The sequence below is a fragment of the Pseudomonas sp. ICMP 8385 genome, assembly GCF_002699915.1.
Lineage (GTDB): Bacteria > Pseudomonadota > Gammaproteobacteria > Pseudomonadales > Pseudomonadaceae > Aquipseudomonas > Aquipseudomonas gessardii.
Genome location: NZ_LKBY01000067.1, coordinates 93421 through 114454 on the forward strand (window position 1 = coordinate 93421; position 21034 = coordinate 114454).

The following is a 21034-nucleotide window of genomic DNA, read 5'->3' on the forward strand; positions in this document are numbered from 1 at the left end:
GCGGCCCATAATCGGCACCTGCATCAATGGCCGTGAGCGCACCATGACCCCGACCTCCGAACTGCCCGACGCCCCCCTGGCGCCGCGCAAGAGCCGCAAGAACAACCCGGAAAAGACCCGCGAGAACATTCTGCAAGAGGCCATTGTCGAGTTCGTGCAGCAGGGCCTTTCCGGGGCGCGGGTGGATGCCATCGCCGAGCGCATCCACACCTCCAAGCGCATGATCTATTACTACTTCGGCAGTAAGGAGCAACTGTACGTCGAGGTCCTGGAAAAGCTCTACGGGGATATCCGCAACACCGAAACCCGGATGAACCTCACCGCGCTGGAACCCCGTGAAGCGATCCGGCGCCTGGTGGAGTTCACCTTCGACCACCATGACCAGAATGTGGATTTTGTGCGGATTGTCAGCATCGAGAATATTCACAACGCTGAGTACGTAAAGCAGTCGGATGCGATCAAGGCGATGAACAGCAATATCCTTGAGGCGCTCGGGGCGACCTTGCGCCGGGGGGCGGAGCAGGGGCTGTTCCGCGCGGGGCTGGAGCCGCTGGATGTGCATTTGCTGATCAATTCGTTCAGCTTTTACCGGGTGTCCAACCGCCATACCTTCAGTGAGATTTTTCAGATCGAATTGTCGGATGAAGCAATCAAGCAGCGGCATCGCGCGATGATTTGCGAATCGGTGCTGCGTTACCTACAGGCCTGATCCACCGCCGAATTCAATGTGGGTGTGCTTGTGTGGGAGCTGGCTTCTACAGTGAAGTATTCATGCTCTGGAAATGATCGAGCATCCTTTGTGCATCTGCTTTCTCACCACTGAACAACTCAAAGGCCTTCACCGCCTGGAACACCGCCATATTGCCCCCATCCAGCGTGCGACAGCCCAAGGCCCGGGCGCTGCGCAGCAGCTCGGTTTCCAGCGGGAAGTAGACGATTTCCGCGACCCACAAATCCGCACGCAACAACCCCGCTGGCACGGGCATGCCCGGCAGCTTGGCCATGCCCATGGGCGTGGTGTTGACCAGGCCGTCGGCTGCCGCCATCGCGCTATCCAGGTCGCTGCCGGCGTACGCCCGGTCTGGGCCGAAGTGCTGGTTGAGGTTGGCGGCCAGGCTTTGGGCGCGGTCGTTATCCACATCGAACACACTCAACTGGCCGACCCCCTCGGCCAACAGCGCATGGGCCACCGCCGCGCCCGCGCCACCGGCGCCCATCTGCACCACACGCTGGCGCGCCGCATCCGGCAGGCCACGGCGAAACCCTTCGGCAAAACCCAGGCAGTCGGTGTTGTGGCCGATACGCTTGCCCTCGCGCCAGACCACGGTGTTGACCGCGCCGATGCCCCGGGCTTCGGGCGAGAGTTCATCGAGCAGCGGCAGGATCGCCTGCTTGCACGGGTAGGTGATGTTCAGCCCGGTGAAGTTCATCTGCTCGGCAGCCTTGAGCAGCTCGGGCAGGGCGTTGCTGTCCAGGTGCAACTGATCCAGGTCGATCAGGCGATACAGGTAGCGCAAGCCTTGGGCATCGCCTTCCTGCTCATGCAGGGCCGGCGTGCGGGACGCCTGGATGCCGGCGCCGATCAGGCCGGCGAGGATGGATGGTTTCATTTGAGCACCCGCCCCAAATGCTCAAGGGCCAGGTGGTAGCCGTGGCTGCCAAATCCGGCGAGCACAGCCTTGGCGATGGGCGAGACGAAGGAGTGATGACGAAAGGGGTCGCGGGCATGCACGTTGGACAGATGCACTTCGATCACTGGCAGTTCACTGGCCACCAGGGCGTCGCGGATGGCCACGCTGGTGTGGGTCCAGGCCGCCGGGTTGATCACAATCCCGGCACAGCGGGCGCGGGCGCCGTGGATCCAGTCCAGCAGCTCGCCCTCGTGGTTGGTCTGGCGAAACTCCAGTTTCAGCCCGAGCTGTTCAGCGCTGCGTCCACAGAGCGCGGCGACATCAGCCAGGGTTTCGTGGCCATAGGTGGCCGGTTCGCGGGTGCCGAGCAGGTTCAGGTTGGGGCCGTTGAGGACCAGCACGATAGGTGGCATGGGGGTGTCTCCGGTGTTGTTTTTATGGATGGGAATAAAATGTACTGAATAGTTAATTTGGTCAATTGGCGTGGGCTCCTGCGCAGGGGAAGTGTTCGATTAACGAACGATCAATTGTGGGTGAGGGCTGTATTGGCTGGGGCACGCGCGGTTACAACCCGGCATTTGAAGCGGTGCCAATCGTTACTAGGCTGTGAGGCAGCTCTGGCGATTGGAAGGAGCCGGCTGTCGGTTGATGCTCGTTAAAGCGCCGATCGGTGATAAATAACCTAACGGATGGGTTACGATGAAAGTAGGCACTTACAAAGGACATGTGATTGCAGTGTTGCTCAGGGATGAGCATTGCCCGCCACACGTACATGTCGGGGGCAAGGACTGGGATGCGCGTTTTTGCTTCAGCTTTCTGCATGGGGACGTGGCGTTGTGGGATGTGGATCCCGAGCGGCGGCGGCCACCCAGTGGGGTGCTGGAAGGCATCCGCCAGGCATTGAAGCAGCCGCATTATCTGGCGCGGGCGCGAAGGATCTGGTGGGAGAAGCTGCACACGGTCTGCCTGGAGAACCATTCCTGGGATTGGGAGGCCGATGAGGTCGTGCCGGGGTTGGTCATCCGGCGGGGTGTCTACGTGATCGCCAAGGCCCGGCACGATGTGGCGGGGCGGCGAACCATTTTGAACCTGGTGAGGGCGCCAGGATCCGTGGAGATTGAGTTATGAAAATTGTAAAAGCCAAGGTACGGCCCGATGTCCCGCTCACTGAGGCCGCCATCGATAAGGCGGTGGCCCGTGGGCGCAAGCTCAAGCGGGTGTACGCCAATGCCAGCTCCGTGGGCTATGAAGACGACTGCATCTGCATCGGCTTCAGCGACGGCAGCCGCATTCTGTTGCCGGTGGCTGGCCTTGCGGAGTTTGAAGGGTTTTCTGTGCAGGACTTCCAGCAGCTGGAGCTCGGGTTTGGCGGCAAGGCGCTGTGCTGTGAGGCCCGCGACCTGCATGTGTCCATCGCCGGCCTGATCGCCACGAGCCAGCCCTTGATGGACCTGGCGGCGAGCATGGTGGCATCGCGCAATGGCCGTAAGACCAGTGCCGCCAAGTCCGAAGCCGCCCGTACCAATGGCAAGAAGGGCGGGCGGCCACGCAAGGAGGAATGAGCCGGTGGATACTCACCACATCCACTAAGGGGTTAGCGCCGGGTCAGCAGCACACCCGATTCCATATGGTGGGTCCACGGGAACTGGTCGAACATCGCACAACGGGTGATGCGGTGGGTGTCATGCAGTTGCGCAATGTTCGCCGCCAACGTCTCCGGGTTGCAGGAGATGTACAGGATGTTCTCGAAACGTCGGGTCAACTCGCAGGTGTCCGGGTCCATGCCGGCGCGGGGCGGGTCGACGAATACGCTGCCGAACGCGTAGCTCTTGAGGTCGATACCGTGCAGGCGTCGGAACGGCCGCACCTCGTTCAGGGCTTCGGTCAGTTCTTCGGCAGACAGGCGCACCAGGGTGACGTTACCCACGGCGTTTTCATCGAGGTTGCTCAGGGCGGCGTTGACCGACGTCTTGCTGATCTCGGTGGCCAGTACCTTGCGCACGCGGGTGGCCAGGGGCAGGGTGAAGTTGCCGTTGCCGCAATACAGCTCCAACAGGTCATCGCTGCGATCGCCCAGGGCTTCATAGGCCCAGTTGAGCATCTTCTGGTTCACCGTACCGTTGGGCTGGGTGAAGGCGCCTTCGGGCTGGCGATAGCTGAAGGTGCGACCGCCAACCTCGAGCTTCTCGACTACATAGTCGTGGCCGATCACATCGCGCTTGCCCTTGGAGCGGCCGATGATGCTGACGTTCAGCTCGGCCGCCAGCTTGTTGGCCGCGGTGTGCCAATGTTCGTCCAGCGGGCGGTGATAGCACAGCGTGATCATCGCGTCGCCAGCCAGGGTGGTGAGGAACTCTACCTGGAACAGCTTGTGGCTCAGGGCGGCGCTGGCTTGCCAGGCGGCCTTGAGCTGCGGCATCAACTGGTTGATGCGCAGGCTGGCAATGGGGAATTCCTCAATCAGGATCGGCGTGCGCTTGTCGTCCTGGGAGAACATCGCGTAGTGGCGCTGGCCGTCTTCGCGCCACAGGCGGAACTCGGCGCGCAGGCGGAAGTTCTGCAGGGGCGAATCGAACACCTGCGGCTCGGGCGCGTCGAACGGCGCGAGCAGGTCACGCAAGCGCGTGACCTTTTCTTGCAGTTGCTGGGCGTAACTTGCTGCGTCAAAAGTCATGCGGGGAACCAGCCTAGCTTGATCACGAACAGGATCGACAGGATCACCAGCGCTGGGTTGAGTTCACGGTAGCGGCCCGTAAGCAGCTTGATACCGGTCCAGGCGATGAAGCCGAAGGCGATGCCGTTGGCGATGGAGTAAGTGAAGGGCATCGCCAGGGCGGTGATCACCACCGGGGCGGCAACCGTAATATCGTCCCAGTCGATTTCCGCCAGGCCGGAGGTCATCAGTACCGCGACAAACAGCAGGGCGGGGGCGGTGGCAAACGCCGGGACGCTGGCGGCCAGCGGCGAAAAGAACAGTGCCAGCAGGAACAGGATCGCCACCACGATGGCGGTCAAACCGGTGCGGCCACCGGCACTCACGCCAGCAGCCGACTCGATGTAGCTGGTGGTGGTCGAGGTGCCCAGCAGCGAACCGGCCATGGCCGCGGTGCTGTCGGCGATCAGGGCGCGGCCCATTTTCGGCATGTGGCCGTCCTTGCCCATCAGGCCGGCGCGCTTGGCGACGCCGATCAGGGTGCCGGAGTTGTCGAACAGGTCAACGAACAGGAAGGCGAAGATCACGCTGATCAAGCCCACGTCCAGGGCGCCGGCGATATCCAGTTGCAGGAAAGTCGGGGCCAGGGAAGGTGGCATCGAAACCACGCCACCGAACGGGGTGACGCCAAGCGCGATGGCGGCGATGGTCACGGCCAGGATGCCGATCAATACGGCGCCGCGCACCTTCAGGGCTTCCAGGGCCACAATCAGGAAAAAGCCCAGGGTGGCCAGGATCGGTGCAGGCTTGGCCAGGTCGCCCATGCCCAGCATGGTCGCCGGGTTGCTGACCACGATGCCGGCGTTATGCAGGGCGATCAGCGCCAGGAACAGGCCGATACCGGCGGCAATCGCCGAGCGCAGGGGCAAGGGGATGGCATTGATGATCCATTCACGGATACGGAAGATCGACAGCAGGAAAAACAGCACGGCGGAGATGAAGACCGCACCGAGCGCCACTTGCCAGGTATGGCCCAGGTGCAGGACCACGGTGTAGGTAAAGAAGGCGTTCAGGCCCATGCCCGGTGCCAGGGCAATCGGGTAGTTGGCGATCAGGCCCATGATCGTCGAACCGATGGCCGCCGCCAGGCAGGTGGCGACAAACAGCGCGCCCTTGTCCATGCCGGTCTCGCCGAGAATGCTCGGGTTGACGAACAGGATGTAGGCCATGGCCAGGAATGTCGTGATACCGGCCAGAATCTCGGTACGCACGTTGGTGTTGTGTGCCTTGAGTTGAAACAGCTTTTCCAGCATGCCTGCTCCCTGTGGCGCGCTTGGCGCCGTGATTTGTTGACCTCAAAGTCAAAGCACAAACTGCGCCAGGCGCTGCGTGTTTTCTACAGAGGATCGGAAAAAGCGGCGCATCATACCAGCAGGTCGACGGCCTGTGGCGCCCAGCCTCGGTTTTGTTGAGTGTGGCCTTGAGGCATACTCCGTCGACGTTCAGTCCAGGGTCATCGAAAGCATGAAAAAAGCCATCGCGTGGAGTCTAGCTCCGTTCGCCTGTATCGGCCTGTGGCTGGCGGCGGCACCAGCGTGGGGCGCGCCTGCACCGGCCTTGAGCGAGGTGCGGGTATTCCAGGTGCAGTCCCAGGTGTGCAACGAGTCCATCGCCGAGGGCGTCGACAGCACCCGGCAGTGCCAGCACCGTGGGCCGACGCGGATCTCGGTGATGGAAGCGGGGCTGGGCAATAATTCCATCGCCACCTTTGATGGGGCGCGGCTTGCGGGGCAAAAGACGGCGATCTGCCAGGTCGGCGCCGTCAGCCAGGCCTGCAATGGCGCGGGTACATTGATGGGCTACATCTATATATTTGACGTGGATATCCGCGCTGCAGGCTGGTTCGAGTACAGCAACACGTCGATCAATGCGCCCCGCAATACCCTGGTGAGCCAGTTGCGTATCCAGTGAGGCAACTTACGGCGTATGCATGCGGTCCCGCTTGGCCAGCGTCGGAAACAACTTGATCCACACCCCAGTCACCACCAGCGTGCCAACCCCGCCCAGCACCACGGCGGGCACTGTGCCCAGCCAATGCGCCGTCACCCCGGATTCAAACTCGCCCAACTGATTGGACGCCCCAATAAACAAGCCATTGACCGCACTGACCCGCCCGCGCATTTCATCGGGGGTTTCCAGTTGCACGAATGAGGCGCGGATCACCATGCTGATCATGTCGGCCGCCCCCAACACCACCAGTACCGCCAGCGAGAACCAGAACGAGGTGGACAGGCCGAAGGCAATGGTCGCCACGCCAAACACACCGACGGCGGTAAACATGACGCGGCCCACGTGCCGGTCCACGGCGAACCGCGCCAGCCACAACGACATCAGCAGCGCACCGACTGCCGGCGCCGAACGCAGCAGCCCCAGGCCCCAGGGGCCGGTTAGCAGGATGTCCTTGGCAAACACCGGCAGCAACGCGGTGGCCCCGCCCAGCAACACGGCGAACAGGTCCAGGGAAATCGCCCCGAGGATGTCCGGTCGGCTGCGGATAAAACGGATCCCTGCGAGCAGCGAATCCAGGGTGGCCTTGCCCTTGTTCAACGGGGTCTGCCGTGCCGGCAGGTTGAGGGTCAGCCCGCAGGCTATCAGGTACAACAACACGGTCGGGCCATACACCCAGGCGCTGCCGAAGGCATAGAGCAAACCGCCCAGGGCCGGCGCGACGATGGTGGCCGATTGCTGGGCCGATTGTGCCGCCGCCACCGCCCGCGGGAACAGGGCGCTGGGCACGATGCTCGGCAGCAGGGCCTGGGTGGTGGGCATTTCAAAGGAGCGGGCCGAGCCCAGCAGGAAGGCGAGGATAAAGATCATCTCGCGGGTGATATGGTCCGTCAGGCTGCCAATCACCAGCGCCAAGGCAATCAAGGCCTGCAGCGTCTGGCAAAGAGCGGCGACCTTGCGCCGCTCGTAGCGGTCGGCCACATGCCCGGTGTGCAGCATGAACAGCACCCGTGGCACAAACTCCACCAGGCCCACCAACCCCAGGTCGAGCACGTTACCGGTCAGTTGGTAGAGGTTCCAGCCGATGGCCACGGTGAGCATCTGGAAGCCGCTGGCGGTAAAGATCCGTGCCAGCCAGAACGCGATAAAAGGGCGGTGATGACGTAACAGCAGCGGGGTTTCACTGGGCATCGGCGAGGACTGGACTGAGCGTGGGGAACGGCGAGATTAGCATCAACCTGTAACAAATAGTTGCTGTCATACAGATATCCTTAGCAAGACATCCATTTTACCGGGGCAGCCTGTCGCGCGGCAAAAGACCACACCATCCCGTCCGAAAAATGGGACTATTCTTTCAGCGTTGTTTGATCCAGATCAATGCTGATTGCAGCGTTGGCATGGTGGCCGAAAGGCCAGAATCCCTACGTGGTCGGTTATAAAAAGAACGAATTGCAATTCGCCACACTCCATATCCGTGGGGGCAGTGGGTGCAGGCCTCCCCGCCTGCAGCTGGTATTACCTGACAGAGGAAGACTTATGTTCGGTTTGGAGGCGCTAGATCTCGCCCGAATTCAATTCGCATTCACCATCTCGTTCCACATCCTGTTCCCGGCCATCACCATTGGCCTGGCCAGTTACCTCGCGGTACTGGAAGGCCTGTGGCTCAAGACCCGCAATGATACCTACCGTGACCTCTACCACTTCTGGTCGAAGATCTTTGCCGTCAACTTCGGCATGGGTGTGGTCTCCGGCCTGGTCATGGCCTACCAGTTCGGCACCAACTGGAGTCGCTTCTCGGACTTCGCCGGTTCCGTCACCGGGCCGCTGCTGACTTATGAAGTGCTCACGGCGTTCTTCCTTGAAGCCGGTTTTCTTGGGGTGATGCTGTTCGGCTGGAACAAGGTCGGGCGCAAGCTGCACTTCTTTGCCACGGTGATGGTGGCCGTCGGTACCTTGATCTCGACTTTCTGGATCCTGGCCTCCAACAGTTGGATGCAGACGCCGCAAGGTTTTGAAATCGTCAATGGCCAGGTCATTCCAACCGATTGGATGGCGGTGATTTTCAACCCCTCGTTCCCCTATCGCCTGGCGCATATGGCCACGGCGGCGTTTGTTGCCACGGCATTCTTTGTCGGCTCCTCGGCGGCCTGGCACTTGCTGCGGGGCAAGGACAACCCGGCGATCCGTACCATGCTGTCGATGGCCATGTGGATGGCGCTGATCGTTGCGCCGATCCAGGCGGTCATCGGTGACTTCCACGGTCTCAACACCTTGAAGCACCAGCCGGCAAAAATTGCCGCCATCGAAGGCCACTGGGAAAACATCGGTAATGAACCGACCCCGTTGATCCTGTTCGGCTGGCCGGACATGAAAGAGGAAAGAACCAAGTACAAGGTGGAAATCCCGTACCTGGGCAGCCTGATCCTCACCCATTCCCTGGACAAGCAAGTGCCGGCCCTCAAGGAGTTCCCGCCTGAGGATCGCGCCAACTCGACCATCGTGTTCTGGTCATTCCGGATCATGGTCGGCCTGGGCATGCTGATGATCTTCACCGGTCTGTTCAGCCTCTGGCTGCGCAAGGGCGACAAGATGTACACCAACCGGCCGTTCCTGTACCTGGCACTGTGGATGGGGCCGTCGGGGTTGATTGCGATCCTGGCCGGCTGGTTCACCACGGAAATCGGGCGCCAGCCCTGGGTGGTCTACGGCTTGATGCGCACGGCGGATGCCTCTTCCAACCACAGCCTGATGCAGATGAGCATCACCCTGGTGCTGTTTGTGGTGGTGTATTTCGCCCTGTTCGGCGCTGGCCTGGGCTACATGATGCGCCTGGTGCGCAAAGGCCCGATCGCCCACGACAGTACCGAACCGGCCCATGGCGGCCCCGGGCAGCAACGTACCCCGGCGCGTCCATTGTCGGCAGCCGATGACAGCGGCGACGCTGATCACGGCGACACTCTGAACAAGGGGAATTGAATCATGGGTATTGATCTTCCGCTGATCTGGGCTGTGATCATCATCTTCGGCATCATGATGTACGTGATCATGGACGGCTTTGACCTGGGGATCGGCATTCTCTTCCCCTTTATCCCGGGCAAGACCGACCGTGACGTGATGATGAACACCGTCGCCCCCGTCTGGGACGGCAACGAGACCTGGCTGGTACTGGGGGGCGCGGCGTTGTTCGGCGCGTTCCCGCTGGCCTACTCGGTGGTGCTCTCGGCCTTGTACCTGCCCCTGGTCCTGATGTTGATCGGCTTGATCTTCCGTGGCGTGGCCTTTGAGTTCCGCTTCAAGGCCAAGGATGACAAGCGCCACCTGTGGGACAAGGCGTTTATCGGCGGCTCGCTGACGGCGACGTTCTTCCAGGGCGTGGCGCTGGGGGCGTTTATCGAAGGCTTTCCGGTGGTCGACCGCCAGTTCGCCGGTGGCTCACTGGACTGGTTTACCCCGTTCACCCTGTTCTGTGGCGTGGCCCTGATCGTGGCCTATGCGCTGCTGGGCTGCACATGGTTGATCATGAAGACCGAAGGCAAGTTGCAGGAGCAGATGCATAACCTGGCGCGGCCCCTGGCGTTCGTGTTGTTGGCGGTGATTGGCATCGTCAGTATCTGGACACCCCTGGCTCACCCGGAAATCGCCTCGCGCTGGTTCACCCTGCCGAACCTGTTCTGGTTCCTGCCGGTGCCGATCCTGGTCCTGGTGACCCTGTATGCGCTGGTGCGTGCCGTGGCCCGCAACGCCCATTACACGCCGTTCCTGCTGACGCTGGTGTTGATCTTCCTCGGCTACAGCGGCCTGGGCATCAGCCTGTGGCCCAACATCATCCCGCCGTCGGTCTCGATCTGGGATGCCGCCGCGCCGCCGCAAAGCCAGGGCTTTATGCTGGTGGGCACGCTGTTCATCATCCCGTTCATCCTGGGCTACACCTTCTGGAGCTACTACGTGTTCCGCGGCAAGGTGACCCATGAAGACGGCTATCACTAGGAGGCTTGGACCATGACCGGTAAACCTTCACTGGACGATATCGAACAGGCCGAGAAAAAGCCGCTCTGGCAGCGCCTGGGCTGGCTGGCAATGATCTGGGCCGGTAGCGTATTGGCCCTGTTCGTGGTGGCCAGCCTGATGCGCATGTTTATGAACGCCGCGGGCCTGAGTACTCCCTGACATCCCATGCAGTCTTGACCCTCCTCACGGAGGGTTTTTTTTGCGTGGCTTATTTGCGGGCCTTGAGAATCACGAATTTAGGGGTTGCCGCCACCTGCTCCACCCCGCGGAACAGCCGCGCCAGCTTGCTGTGATAACCCAGGTGACGGTTGCCGACGATATACATCGCGCCGCCAACTACCAGCGCTTCGCGGGCCTGCTGGAACATGCGCCAGGCAAGGAAATCCCCCACCACCTGCTGCTGGTGGAACGGTGGGTTACACAGCACCACGTCCAACGATTGCGGCGCCTGGTCCGCCAGGCCGTCGCCGGGGCGAATGGTCACGGGGCGATCACCCAGGGCCGTGTGCCAGTTCTCGGCGGCCGATTGCACGGCCATGTAGGACTCGTCCACCAGGGTGTACTGCGCCTCGGGGTTTTGCAGGGCGCTGGCAATCGCCAATACGCCATTGCCGCAACCCAGGTCTGCCACGCGTGCGCTGCCCAGGTTGTGCGGCAGGTGCGGGAGAAACGCCCGAGTGCCGATGTCCAGGCCCTCGCGGCAGAACACATTGGCGTGGTTGAGCAACTCGATGGCCGGGGTGTCCAGGCGGTAACGCGTGGGGTAGGGCGATACCGCCTGGGGCCGGTCGGCCAGGGTGGCAATCAGCAGTCGTGCCTTTTTCACCGCCAGCGACGCGTGCATCGGCCCAATGTAGCGCTCCAGCAGTTCACCGGCGGCGCGCGGCAGATGCTTGACCATCGCGCCGGCGATCACTTCGGCACCGGGTGCCAGTTGGCCTTGCAGGCGGATCAGCTGTTCTTCCAGCAACGCCAGGGTTTTTGGCACCCGGATCAGCACACGATCGAAGGGCCCGCGCGGCACCTGGCTGGCAGGCACGATCGACACGGCATCGAAGGTCTTGTGGTTGCGCACCAGGTTTTTTTGCAGGGCCTGGGTGCCCAGGAACGAATCGCCGCTAGTGGTGACACGCACATGCCCCTCAAGGCTGGCCGCCAGTGCGCCGAAACTGTCATTGAGCACCAGCACGCGGGTACTGCTGGCCGGTTGCTGCTCGGCCAGGTAGGCGAGCATATATTCGTCGGCCGCATCGAAGGCTTGCAGTGGTTCGTTTTGCTGCTCGGGCTGGCGGATCAGGTCGAGTTGGGCGAAGGGGCTATCGAGCAGGGGCATGGCGGGGGAAACTCTGGATAATCGACGGGTGTTCCGGGCCTGGGCGAGGAACCTTCTGAGTGGACTGCGACGCGGGCTTTGACGGGCGGCGTCATCACTCAGAGCTGGTCGTAAATGTTACGTTTTTTTCACGGGTATTACATTCGGTGTTTTCAGTCGGATCGATGCAGGTGGCACTAGAAAAGGCCATGCCTCATGGCCGTGAACACGGCGGCAATCTTGTTGGTGACCCCCAGCTTTCTCATGGCGCTGCTGATATGAAAGCCGACGGTACGCTCTGAAAGGCACAGGATCGTTGCGATATCGGCTGCGGTCTTGCCCATGGCCGACCATTGCAGGATCTCGGTTTCGCGGTTGGTGAGTTTATTGGGGCACTGGAACACCGGCTCCTTGGCATAGGTCTGGGCGACCACGGTATGCAGGGCATGGCATATCCACAGGACCTGGCCCGCTTTCTCGTAGAGTTCATGGGCGCACACCGGACGCTCGCGCCGCCCCAGGCGGATCATGCTGAAAAAACCCCGGAAGTCATGCACCGACTGGGCCCAGCCATAACTCAGCCCTTGGGTTTGTACGTGAACCCACATGTCAGGTACTGCTGAAAAGGTCTTCTCTTCCCAGACGAGCGGTAGCACATCGCGTCTACAGTGAGAGACCAAGGGATCTATTTCAAAGTAGTTTTCTGCTTTGTAGATTCTGTTCCATTCATCTGGATAGTTGTTGAGGTGGATGTTCCTGTTCGGCCGGTAAAGAGCATTGGAGCCCATTATAAAACCGCAATATTCAAAGCCTAGCTCATATGTAATGTTCAGAGCGGCGTCAAACATCGTGGTCACCTCATCCTCACCTTCAAGTTTGGGTACGCGTGTGTTTCGCCAGTTGACCATCGATCACACTCCATGAGTCATATCCTGATTGTCCGTAACGCACGTCCTCATAGCGTTACCGAATCGAGTGTAGGACAGCATCCAAATCCAGGGTGGGAATTTTCGCACTTAGCAGGGCGTTTCTTAGTGGAAATGATCGTTGGCGTCTTGTTGGAAAAATGTGGTTGGGAGGGTGCGCAAGGTAGAGGTTTTTATATTTTTCATAAGCTTATTGATAGTTGCTAACGCATGTGGCGCATGAGGGATAGTTGGAGGTAACGCCGATGGACAGGAGCTAATAGCTAAATAGTTTTAGTTGGTGTCATATTGCTATCTCTTTATATTCAACATATTGACCCTACCGCGAATCTGGTTTTTTACCCCCCCTAAACAACCTCAATGGCACGCCTGGCTGGATGTCACTACAAACCAGCGGTGTTTCCGGGCGACGCTTTGGGGGACACTAGGGGTTACCTGTAGAGCGGAGCCCCCCATGACGGCCAGTGCGGAAAAATTCACACGCCAGACCCTGATCGATGTGCAGTCATTGACCCCCAGCCTGTTTACCCTGCGCACTACCCGTGATCCGGGTTTTCGTTTCACCGCCGGGCAGTTCGTGCGCCTGGGCGTGACCAAGCCCGATGGCAGCCTGGTATGGCGTGCCTATTCGGTGGTGTCGTCGCCCTTCGATGAGTTCCTGGAGTTTTTCTCCATCGTGGTTCCCGGCGGGGAGTTCACCAGTGAGCTGAGCCGCTTGCGCGTGGGCGATGAGTTGCTGGTGGAGCGCCAGGCCACCGGCTTCTTGACCCTCAATCGATTTGTCGATGGCCGCGACCTGTGGTTGCTGGGCACCGGCACGGGGATCGCGCCGTTTCTGTCGATTCTGCAGGACTTTGAAGTCTGGGAAAAATTCGAGCGCATCATCCTGGTCTACAGCGCCAGGGAAGCCCGGGAGCTGGCCTACCAGAGCCTTATCAAGCAATTGGGCGAGCGTGAGTACCTGAGCGAATACGCCCATAAACTCACCTACCTGCCCCTCGTGACCCGTGAGCAGCATCCAGGTGCATTGAATGGGCGGATCACCACCCTGATCGAGAATGGCGAACTGGAGCGTGCAGCAGGCGTGGCACTGACGCCGGAGCATTCGCGGGTGATGATTTGCGGCAACCCGCAGATGATTGATGACACCCGGCAATTGCTCAAGCAGCGCGATATGCAGTTGAGCCTGACGCGTCGGCCAGGGCAGGTGGCGGTAGAAAACTACTGGTAAAAAAAGGCGCCCGGTGAGAGGCGCCTTTTTGATTCAACGGCCGACAGGGGTTGCGGGCCGGCTACAGGGGCTTGTTGTTCTGGGCCTTGAGCAGATCGCGGATCTCTCCCAGCAGTTCCTCTTCCTTGGTGGGCACCGGTGGCAGGCTTGGCGCGGCAGCTTCTTCACGCTTGAGACGGTTGATGGCCTTGACGCCCATGAAGATCGCGAACGCGACGATCACAAAGTCGATGATGCTCTGGATGAATTTGCCGTAGGCCAGGACCACCGCCGGGACGTCGCCCTGGGCTGCCTTGAGCGTTACCGCCAGATCACCGAAGTCCACACCACCGATCAACAGGCCGATGGGAGGCATCACCACGTCGCCTACAAAGGATGAAACAATTTTGCCGAAGGCTGCGCCGATGATAATACCGACGGCCATGTCGACCACATTACCTTTGACCGCGAAGGCCTTGAACTCACTGATCACGCCCATAGGTTATTCCTTGTTACAGTTGAGAGGAGAGGAAGTCAGTGTAAGTCAGTCTGCAGTGGCCTGCTTGATACAACTGCTAACACTGTTCGTTGTAATCGACACATTAAATCGCAAATAGTTTGCAAAGTGCCATCAATCGCGCGCGAAATAGCCGGCATTTCAACGCTTTACCACACTATTTTTTCAATCGGCTTGGTATGTGTTTTCTATTTATCTTCTGGCGCCAGGATCACTAGCCTCTGGCAAGCACCTGTAAAAGTGCATTACAAAAAACCAGAGGATTGCTTGATGAAAAACCTTACTAGCCGCAGGTCTATTGCTGCGCGCAATCTGCTGTTGATTGCCAGTACCAGCCTATTGTCGTTGTCGGTCAGCGCCGCCAACCTGACCCGCGATAATGGCGCGGCCGTAGGCGACAACCAGAACTCACAAACCGCCGGCGCCAACGGCCCGGTCCTGCTGCAGGATGTGCAACTGATCCAGAAGTTGCAGCGCTTTGACCGTGAACGCATCCCCGAGCGTGTGGTGCATGCCCGTGGCACCGGCGCCCACGGCACCTTCACCGTCACCGATAACCTCAGCGACCTGACCAAGGCCAAAGTGTTTGCCGCCGGCGAGACCACGCCGGTGTTTGTACGTTTCTCCGCTGTAGTCCACGGCAACCACTCCCCGGAAACCCTGCGTGACCCCCGTGGTTTCGCCACCAAGTTCTATACCACCGAAGGTAACTGGGACTTGGTGGGCAATAACTTCCCGACGTTCTTTATCCGCGATGCCATCAAGTTCCCGGACATGGTGCATGCCTTCAAGCCGGACCCGCGCACTAACCTGGATGACGACTCCCGTCGCTTCGACTTCTTCTCCCATGTTCCAGAGTCCACCCGTACCCTCACCGAGTTGTATTCGGACTCCGGCACCCCGGCCAGCTATCGCGAGATGGACGGCAATAGCGTACATGCCTACAAGTTGATCAACGCCAAGGGCGAAGCGCACTACGTCAAGTTTCGCTGGAAGAGCCTGCAAGGCATCAAGAACCTGGATCCCAAACAAGTTATCGACGTCCAGGGCCGTGATTACAGCCATATGACAAACGACCTGGTGACCCATATCAACCAGGGCGACTTCCCCAAGTGGGACTTGTACGTGCAAGTACTCAAGCCCGAAGAACTGGCCAAGTTCGATTTCGACCCGTTGGACTCCACCAAGATCTGGCCCGATGTTCCCGAGCGCAAAGTCGGGCAAATGGTGTTGAACCGCAACCCGGGCAATGTATTCCAGGAAGTCGAGCAAGTCGCCATGGCCCCGTCCAACCTGATACCGGGTATCGAACCGTCGGAAGACCGTATGCTGCAAGGCCGGTTATTCTCCTATGCCGATACGCAAATATACCGTCTGGGCGCCAATGCCCTGCAACTGCCCATCAACGCGCCACGGGTCACCGTCAACAACGGTAACCAGGATGGTGCAATGAACGTGGGCAAGACCAGCACGGGCGTGAACTACCAGCCAAGCCGCCTGGAACCCCGGCAAGAGCCGCAAGGCGCGCGCTACAGCCAGATGCCCCTGGCCGGTAGCACCCAGCAGGCGAAGATCCAGCGCGAGCAGAACTTCAAGCAAGCAGGCGATCTGTACCGCTCCTTCAGCAAGAAGGAACGCCAGGACTTGATCGAGAACTTCGGTGGTTCCCTGGCGACCTCGGATGACGTCAGCAAGCACATCATCCTGTCGTTCCTCTACAAGGCCGACCCGGAGTACGGCACGGGCGTGGCCAAGGTGGCCAAGGGCGACCTGGCGCGGGTCAAGGCCCTGGCGGAAAAACTGACGGACTGATCCAGCCCTTCTGTAGGCGCGAGCACGCTCGCGCCTACAGAAGCCGTAGAGGAGGTTGAAGATGCGTAGCTTTATAGGGGCACTATTGACCTGCTGGTCCTTGAGTGTGTTCGCCGACCCGCAGGCCCTCAAGGCGCAGTTACAGGATTACTACTTCGACGCCGCCCGGCGTGGCGACGTGGAAATGCTCACGACCTTTATCGAATCGGGCTATTCCTTGAATACCGTCGATGACAAGGGCTACACCGCGCTGATCCTGGCCGCCTATCACGGGCACGAACCGGTCGTGGAGCAACTGCTGGCCGCTGGTGCCGATGCCTGTGTCCAGGACAAACGTGGCAATACGGCGCTGATGGGCGCGATCTTCAAGGGCGAGCTGAGCATTGCCCGACGCTTGCTGGGCACCGCCTGCAACCCCGACCAGCGCAACGGCGCCGGACAGACGGCGGCCATGTACGCCGGGCTGTTCAAGCGCGTCGAATTGCTCGATGCACTCAAGGCCCAGGGCGCCGACCTGGACGCCGAAGACCCGCTGGGCAACAGCGCCACACGATTGGCCAACGGTGAAATCCGTACCGCAGCGCCACGCTGAGCTATCATCGCGGTTTTTCGGTTGGAGGTTCTCAGATGGCAAAGGCCAAGCGCATGTACGGCTGCACGGAGTGCGGCGCGACCTTTCCCAAATGGGCGGGCCAGTGTGGCGAATGCGGGGCGTGGAACACCCTCACTGAAACCATGATTGAAAGCGGCGGGGCTGCGGCGCCCAGCGGTCGCTCCGGCTGGACCGGGCAACAAGCCCAGATCAAGACCCTGGCAGAAGTCAGCGTCGAAGAAATCCCGCGTTTTTCCACGGCATCCGGCGAGCTCGACCGGGTACTCGGCGGTGGTCTGGTGGACGGCTCGGTGGTACTGATCGGCGGCGATCCGGGCATCGGCAAGTCAACCATCCTCCTGCAGACCCTGTGCAGCATCGCCAGTCGCATGCCGGCCTTGTACGTCACCGGCGAAGAGTCCCAGCAACAGGTGGCCATGCGCGCCCGTCGCCTGGGCTTGCCCCAGGACCAACTGCGGGTCATGACCGAAACCTGCATCGAAAGCATCATCGCCACCGCCCGTGTGGAAAAACCCAAGGTGATGGTGATCGACTCGATCCAGACAATCTTCACCGAGCAACTGCAATCGGCGCCGGGCGGGGTGTCCCAGGTGCGTGAGAGTGCAGCGTTGCTGGTGCGCTACGCGAAGCAGAGCGGCACGGCGATTTTCCTGGTGGGCCATGTCACCAAGGAAGGCGCGCTGGCCGGCCCGCGGGTGCTGGAGCATATGGTCGATACGGTGCTGTATTTCGAGGGTGAGTCCGATGGACGCCTGCGCCTGTTGCGGGCGGTAAAAAACCGGTTTGGCGCGGTCAACGAGCTGGGGGTGTTCGCCATGACGGACCGGGGGCTGAAAGAAGTCTCCAATCCTTCGGCGATCTTTCTGACCCGCGCCCAGGAAGAAGTGCCGGGCAGTGTGGTGATGGCAACGTGGGAGGGCACCCGGCCGATGCTCGTGGAAGTCCAGGCCCTGGTGGACGACAGCCATCTGGCCAACCCGCGCCGGGTGACCCTGGGCCTGGATCAGAACCGCCTGGCGATGCTGCTGGCGGTGCTGCATCGCCACGGCGGGATTCCGACCCATGACCAGGACGTGTTCCTCAACGTGGTCGGCGGGGTCAAGGTGCTGGAAACCGCGTCGGACCTGGCCTTGATGGCGGCCGTGATGTCGAGCCTGCGCAATCGGCCGCTGCCCCATGACCTGCTGGTCTTTGGCGAGGTGGGCCTGTCGGGTGAAGTGCGCCCGGTGCCCAGTGGCCAGGAGCGGCTCAAGGAAGCCGCCAAGCATGGCTTCAAGCGCGCCATCGTGCCCAAGGGCAATGCGCCGAAGGAGGCGCCGCCGGGGTTGCAGGTGATTGCGGTGACGCGGCTGGAGCAGGCACTGGATGCCTTGTTTGAATAGCCCGCAACACTAGAAAACCAATGTGGTTGGGCGGTCAGAGGATCAGCAGCTCGCCCAGCTCCCGATGCAGCTCTTCCTCATCTCCCAGGTTCAGCTCGATCAACCTGCGCAAATGGCTGATCGAATCCAGGTCGATATGCGTGCACACAAACCCCAGTTGCCCCTTGTCGTCATGGGTCAGCCGCACTTGCATGCTCACGTCCGTGTCGGCGTCCAGGTGAATGTCCACCTCAAAGGGCTCGTCGTCCTTGCCCAACCAGGGCGCAGGCTTTTGCACCAGCAGCCCCTTGAGCGATAAATCCACCAGTTGCACCTGCCATTGCTGGCCGCCTTGCTTAAGCTCGGTCTTGGCATTGAAGGCAATCCGCCGAAAACGGCGGCGATCTGACGGCTGGTCGCTCATGGTGAAGCCCTCTGGAGATACAAGGATTGTAGCCTTACCGCATTATCGGGCGTTTATTTCGTTTTTTTCGCCCCGGCAAGGCTCTAGACCAACGTAGGGGGCTGGTCTTTAGGGCCCAGCGCGCTAAACTCGGACTGGCTGTCTTTCTGTCCAACCTGGCTGGAATATAAAAATGAAAAATAATAATAGCCTGCTCCGCCACCTACCCTGGCTGTTGCTGGCAATCGTAGGCGCGTGCGCCCTGGGCGTCGTGGCTTTGCGGCGCGGCGAGGCGATCAACGCCTTGTGGATTGTAGTCGCGGCAGTCGCCATTTATCTGGTGGCTTATCGTTACTACAGCCTGTTCATCGCCAATAACGTGATGCAACTCGATCCACGGCGGGCCACCCCCGCAGTGATCAACAACGACGGTCTGGACTATGTGCCGACCAACAAACATATTCTTTTTGGTCACCACTTTGCCGCCATTGCTGGCGCGGGGCCTTTGGTCGGCCCGGTACTGGCGGCGCAGATGGGCTACCTGCCAGGTACCTTGTGGCTGATTGCCGGCGTGGTGTTGGCGGGTGCGGTGCAGGATTTCATGATCCTGTTCCTCTCCACCCGTCGCAACGGCCGTTCCCTGGGGGACATGGTCCGCGAAGAGATGGGTCGCATTCCCGGGACCATCGCGCTGTTTGGCTGCTTCCTGATCATGATCATCATTCTCGCGGTGCTGTCGCTGATCGTGGTCAAGGCCCTGGCCGAAAGCCCGTGGGGCATCTTTACGGTGATGGCGACCATCCCGATCGCGATGTTCATGGGCGTGTACATGCGCTACATCCGCCCGGGCCGCATCGGCGAGATCTCGGTCATCGGCGTGCTGTTGCTGCTGGGGTCGATCTGGCTCGGCGGGCAGATTGCCGCTGATCCGGTATGGGCCAAGGCCTTCACCTTCACCGGGATCCAGATCACCTGGATGCTGGTCGGCTACGGCTTTGTGGCGGCGGTCTTGCCGGTGTGGCTGATCCTGGCGCCGCGGGACTACCTGTCTACCTTCCTGAAAATCGGCACCATCATCGCCCTGGCGATTGGCATCCTGGTCACCATGCCCGACCTGAAAATGCCGGCGCTGACCCAGTTTATCGATGGCACGGGCCCGGTGTGGAAGGGCGGCCTGTTCCCGTTCCTGTTCATCACCATCGCCTGTGGCGCGGTATCGGGTTTCCATGCGCTGATTTCCTCGGGCACCACGCCCAAGCTGTTGGCCAATGAAGCCCACTCGCGCTATATCGGTTATGGCGGCATGTTGATGGAGTCGTTCGTGGCGATCATGGCCATGGTTGCCGCCTCGGTGATCGAGCCAGGCGTGTACTTCGCCATGAACAGCCCAGCGGCGATTGTCGGCACTGATGTGGTGACCGTGGCGCAAACCGTCAGCAGCTGGGGCTTTGCGATTACCCCCGAAGCACTGCAGGCGGTGGCCAACGATATCGGTGAAACCACCATCCTGGCCCGTGCCGGCGGTGCGCCGACCCTGGCGGTCGGTATTGCGCAGATCCTGCACAGTGTGCTGCCGGGTGAAAACACCATGGCGTTCTGGTACCACTTTGCGATCCTGTTTGAAGCGCTGTTCATCCTGACCGCCGTTGACGCCGGGACCCGTGCCGGGCGCTTCATGCTCCAGGACCTGCTCGGCTCCTTCGTGCCGGCGCTCAAGCGTACCGAATCCTGGACCGCCAACCTGATCGCCACCGCAGGCTGCGTGGCGATGTGGGGCTACTTGCTGTACCAGGGTGTGATCGACCCGCTGGGTGGCATCAACACCTTGTGGCCGCTGTTCGGCATCTCCAACCAGATGCTGGCCGGTATCGCGCTGATGCTCGCCACCGTGGTGCTGATCAAAATGAAGCGCCAGCGCTATATCTGGGTGACCCTGCTGCCGGCGGTCTGGCTGCTGATCTGCACCACCACCGCAGGTTTCATCAAGCTGTTCGACGCCAACCCGGCGATCGGCTTCCTGTCGCTGGCCAAGAAGTACAGCGATGCGCTGGCCAACGGGCAGATCCTGGCCCCGGCCAAGAGCATCGACCAGATGCAGCACGTGATCTGGAACGCCTACACCAACGCGACGTTGACGGTGTTGTTCCTGTTCGTGGTCTTCAGCATCCTGTTCTATGCCATCAAGGTCGGCGTGGCCGCCTGGGGCACCAAGGAACGTACGGATAAAGAAGCACCATTCCAAGCCATGCCGGATGCGTGATAGAGGGTTGCAAGCATGTTCAATGACATCGGTCGCCTCGGTAAATACCTCGGTCAGGCTGCGCGCCTGATGGTCGGCATGCCCGACTACGACACCTACGTCGAGCATATGCAAACCAAACACCCGGACAAGCCGGTGATGGACTACAAGGCGTTCTTCCGCGAGCGCCAGGAAGCCCGTTACGGCGGCAAGGGCGGGCCCAAGTGCTGTTGATCCAATAGCGTTGGGCCTATGTAACCCCCTGTGGGAGCGGGCTTGCCCGCGATGGCGGACTGTCAGTCAACAGAGATGTTGAATGTGAGATCGCAATCGCGGGCAAGC

At 60.7% G+C, this 21034-nt stretch carries 22 protein-coding genes; 13 read left to right on the forward strand and 9 right to left on the reverse strand.

Features of this window, described 5'->3' with window-relative positions:
• Positions 1-43 precede the first annotated feature (43 nt).
• Positions 44-709, forward strand: coding sequence for a TetR/AcrR family transcriptional regulator (locus AO268_RS07910; protein ID WP_076964548.1), 666 nt, complete (start codon positions 44-46; stop codon positions 707-709).
• A 46-nt stretch (positions 710-755) separates the two neighbouring features.
• Here the strand turns inward: AO268_RS07910 and AO268_RS07915 are convergent, their stop codons facing one another.
• Together AO268_RS07915 and aroQ are read right to left on the reverse strand one after the other, a co-directional pair.
• Entirely contained in the window at positions 756-1610 is an 855-nt protein-coding gene (locus AO268_RS07915) for a shikimate dehydrogenase (RefSeq protein WP_099168367.1), read from the reverse strand.
• Positions 1607-2044, reverse strand: coding sequence for a type II 3-dehydroquinate dehydratase (gene aroQ, locus AO268_RS07920; protein WP_076964550.1), 438 nt, complete (start codon positions 2042-2044; stop codon positions 1607-1609). Before aroQ ends, AO268_RS07915 begins: the two co-directional genes overlap by 4 nt.
• A 286-nt stretch (positions 2045-2330) precedes the next feature.
• On the opposite strand from aroQ, the gene AO268_RS07925 reads away from it, so the two are divergent.
• Together AO268_RS07925 and AO268_RS07930 are read left to right on the forward strand one after the other, a co-directional pair.
• The gene (locus tag AO268_RS07925) at positions 2331-2759 is read left to right on the forward strand and encodes a DUF4160 domain-containing protein (protein WP_076964551.1); all 429 of its coding nucleotides are present in this window, start codon (positions 2331-2333) and stop codon (positions 2757-2759) included.
• Positions 2756-3193 (forward strand): DUF2442 domain-containing protein, encoded by a 438-nt coding sequence (locus AO268_RS07930; RefSeq protein WP_099168368.1) that lies wholly within the window; start codon positions 2756-2758, stop codon positions 3191-3193. The genes AO268_RS07925 and AO268_RS07930 overlap by 4 nt, the downstream gene beginning before the upstream one ends.
• Before the next feature lie 32 nt (positions 3194-3225).
• Here AO268_RS07930 and trmA read toward each other — a convergent pair whose 3' ends face one another.
• Positions 3226-4305, reverse strand: coding sequence for a tRNA (uridine(54)-C5)-methyltransferase TrmA (gene trmA, locus AO268_RS07935; RefSeq protein ID WP_076964553.1), 1080 nt, complete (start codon positions 4303-4305; stop codon positions 3226-3228).
• Positions 4302-5597 (reverse strand): NCS2 family permease, encoded by a 1296-nt coding sequence (locus AO268_RS07940; protein WP_032861840.1) that lies wholly within the window; start codon positions 5595-5597, stop codon positions 4302-4304. The genes trmA and AO268_RS07940 overlap by 4 nt, the downstream gene beginning before the upstream one ends.
• A gap of 211 nt (positions 5598-5808) precedes the next feature.
• Here AO268_RS07940 and AO268_RS07945 point away from each other — a divergent pair, with 211 nt between their 5' ends.
• Positions 5809-6255: a DUF4879 domain-containing protein gene (locus AO268_RS07945; RefSeq protein ID WP_099168369.1), complete on the forward strand. Its 447-nt coding sequence runs from the start codon at positions 5809-5811 to the stop codon at positions 6253-6255.
• 6 nt (positions 6256-6261) lie between these two features.
• Here AO268_RS07945 and AO268_RS07950 read toward each other — a convergent pair whose 3' ends face one another.
• Positions 6262-7482: an MFS transporter gene (locus tag AO268_RS07950; protein WP_076964555.1), complete on the reverse strand. Its 1221-nt coding sequence runs from the start codon at positions 7480-7482 to the stop codon at positions 6262-6264.
• Positions 7483-7827: 345 nt separating this feature from the next.
• Here AO268_RS07950 and AO268_RS07955 point away from each other — a divergent pair, with 345 nt between their 5' ends.
• From AO268_RS07955 to AO268_RS07965, 3 genes are read left to right on the forward strand one after another with little or no spacing between them, the layout of a single operon-like run.
• Positions 7828-9267 carry a cytochrome ubiquinol oxidase subunit I gene (locus AO268_RS07955; RefSeq protein WP_076964556.1) on the forward strand — a complete coding sequence of 480 codons (1440 nt, stop codon included), beginning with the start codon at positions 7828-7830 and terminating at the stop codon, positions 9265-9267.
• A 3-nt stretch (positions 9268-9270) separates the two neighbouring features.
• The gene (gene cydB, locus AO268_RS07960; protein WP_076964557.1) at positions 9271-10278 is read left to right on the forward strand and encodes a cytochrome d ubiquinol oxidase subunit II; all 1008 of its coding nucleotides are present in this window, start codon (positions 9271-9273) and stop codon (positions 10276-10278) included.
• Positions 10279-10290: 12 nt separating this feature from the next.
• Entirely contained in the window at positions 10291-10458 is a 168-nt protein-coding gene (locus AO268_RS07965) for a DUF2474 domain-containing protein (protein WP_076964558.1), read from the forward strand.
• Positions 10459-10507: 49 nt separating this feature from the next.
• Here the strand turns inward: AO268_RS07965 and AO268_RS07970 are convergent, their stop codons facing one another.
• Together AO268_RS07970 and AO268_RS07975 are read right to left on the reverse strand one after the other, a co-directional pair.
• Positions 10508-11632, reverse strand: coding sequence for a methyltransferase (locus AO268_RS07970; RefSeq protein WP_099168370.1), 1125 nt, complete (start codon positions 11630-11632; stop codon positions 10508-10510).
• 176 nt (positions 11633-11808) lie between these two features.
• Positions 11809-12519 carry an autoinducer binding domain-containing protein gene (locus tag AO268_RS07975; protein WP_076963557.1) on the reverse strand — a complete coding sequence of 237 codons (711 nt, stop codon included), beginning with the start codon at positions 12517-12519 and terminating at the stop codon, positions 11809-11811.
• 472 nt (positions 12520-12991) lie between these two features.
• Between AO268_RS07975 and AO268_RS07980 the strand changes: the two genes are divergently transcribed.
• A complete protein-coding gene (locus AO268_RS07980) occupies positions 12992-13768 on the forward strand; it encodes a ferredoxin--NADP reductase (RefSeq protein WP_099168371.1) in 777 nt (258 codons plus the stop codon).
• 61 nt (positions 13769-13829) lie between these two features.
• Here AO268_RS07980 and mscL read toward each other — a convergent pair whose 3' ends face one another.
• Entirely contained in the window at positions 13830-14246 is a 417-nt protein-coding gene (gene mscL, locus AO268_RS07985; RefSeq protein WP_076963559.1) for a large-conductance mechanosensitive channel protein MscL, read from the reverse strand.
• A 288-nt stretch (positions 14247-14534) separates the two neighbouring features.
• Between mscL and AO268_RS07990 the strand changes: the two genes are divergently transcribed.
• The 3 genes from AO268_RS07990 (at position 14535) to radA (ending at position 18071) form a co-directional block, all read left to right on the forward strand.
• A complete protein-coding gene (locus AO268_RS07990; protein WP_076963560.1) occupies positions 14535-16076 on the forward strand; it encodes a catalase in 1542 nt (513 codons plus the stop codon).
• Positions 16077-16137: 61 nt separating this feature from the next.
• Positions 16138-16668, forward strand: coding sequence for an ankyrin repeat domain-containing protein (locus AO268_RS07995; protein ID WP_076963561.1), 531 nt, complete (start codon positions 16138-16140; stop codon positions 16666-16668).
• A gap of 35 nt (positions 16669-16703) precedes the next feature.
• Entirely contained in the window at positions 16704-18071 is a 1368-nt protein-coding gene (gene radA, locus AO268_RS08000) for a DNA repair protein RadA (RefSeq protein WP_057441136.1), read from the forward strand.
• 34 nt (positions 18072-18105) lie between these two features.
• Here the strand turns inward: radA and AO268_RS08005 are convergent, their stop codons facing one another.
• Positions 18106-18474, reverse strand: a complete 369-nt coding sequence (locus AO268_RS08005) for a PilZ domain-containing protein (protein ID WP_076963562.1) — start codon at positions 18472-18474, stop codon at positions 18106-18108.
• A gap of 172 nt (positions 18475-18646) precedes the next feature.
• Here AO268_RS08005 and AO268_RS08010 point away from each other — a divergent pair, with 172 nt between their 5' ends.
• Together AO268_RS08010 and AO268_RS08015 are read left to right on the forward strand one after the other, a co-directional pair.
• Positions 18647-20713 (forward strand): carbon starvation CstA family protein, encoded by a 2067-nt coding sequence (locus AO268_RS08010; RefSeq protein WP_076963563.1) that lies wholly within the window; start codon positions 18647-18649, stop codon positions 20711-20713.
• Positions 20714-20728: 15 nt separating this feature from the next.
• Positions 20729-20926, forward strand: a complete 198-nt coding sequence (locus AO268_RS08015; RefSeq protein WP_032861855.1) for a YbdD/YjiX family protein — start codon at positions 20729-20731, stop codon at positions 20924-20926.
• Positions 20927-21034 lie beyond the last annotated feature (108 nt).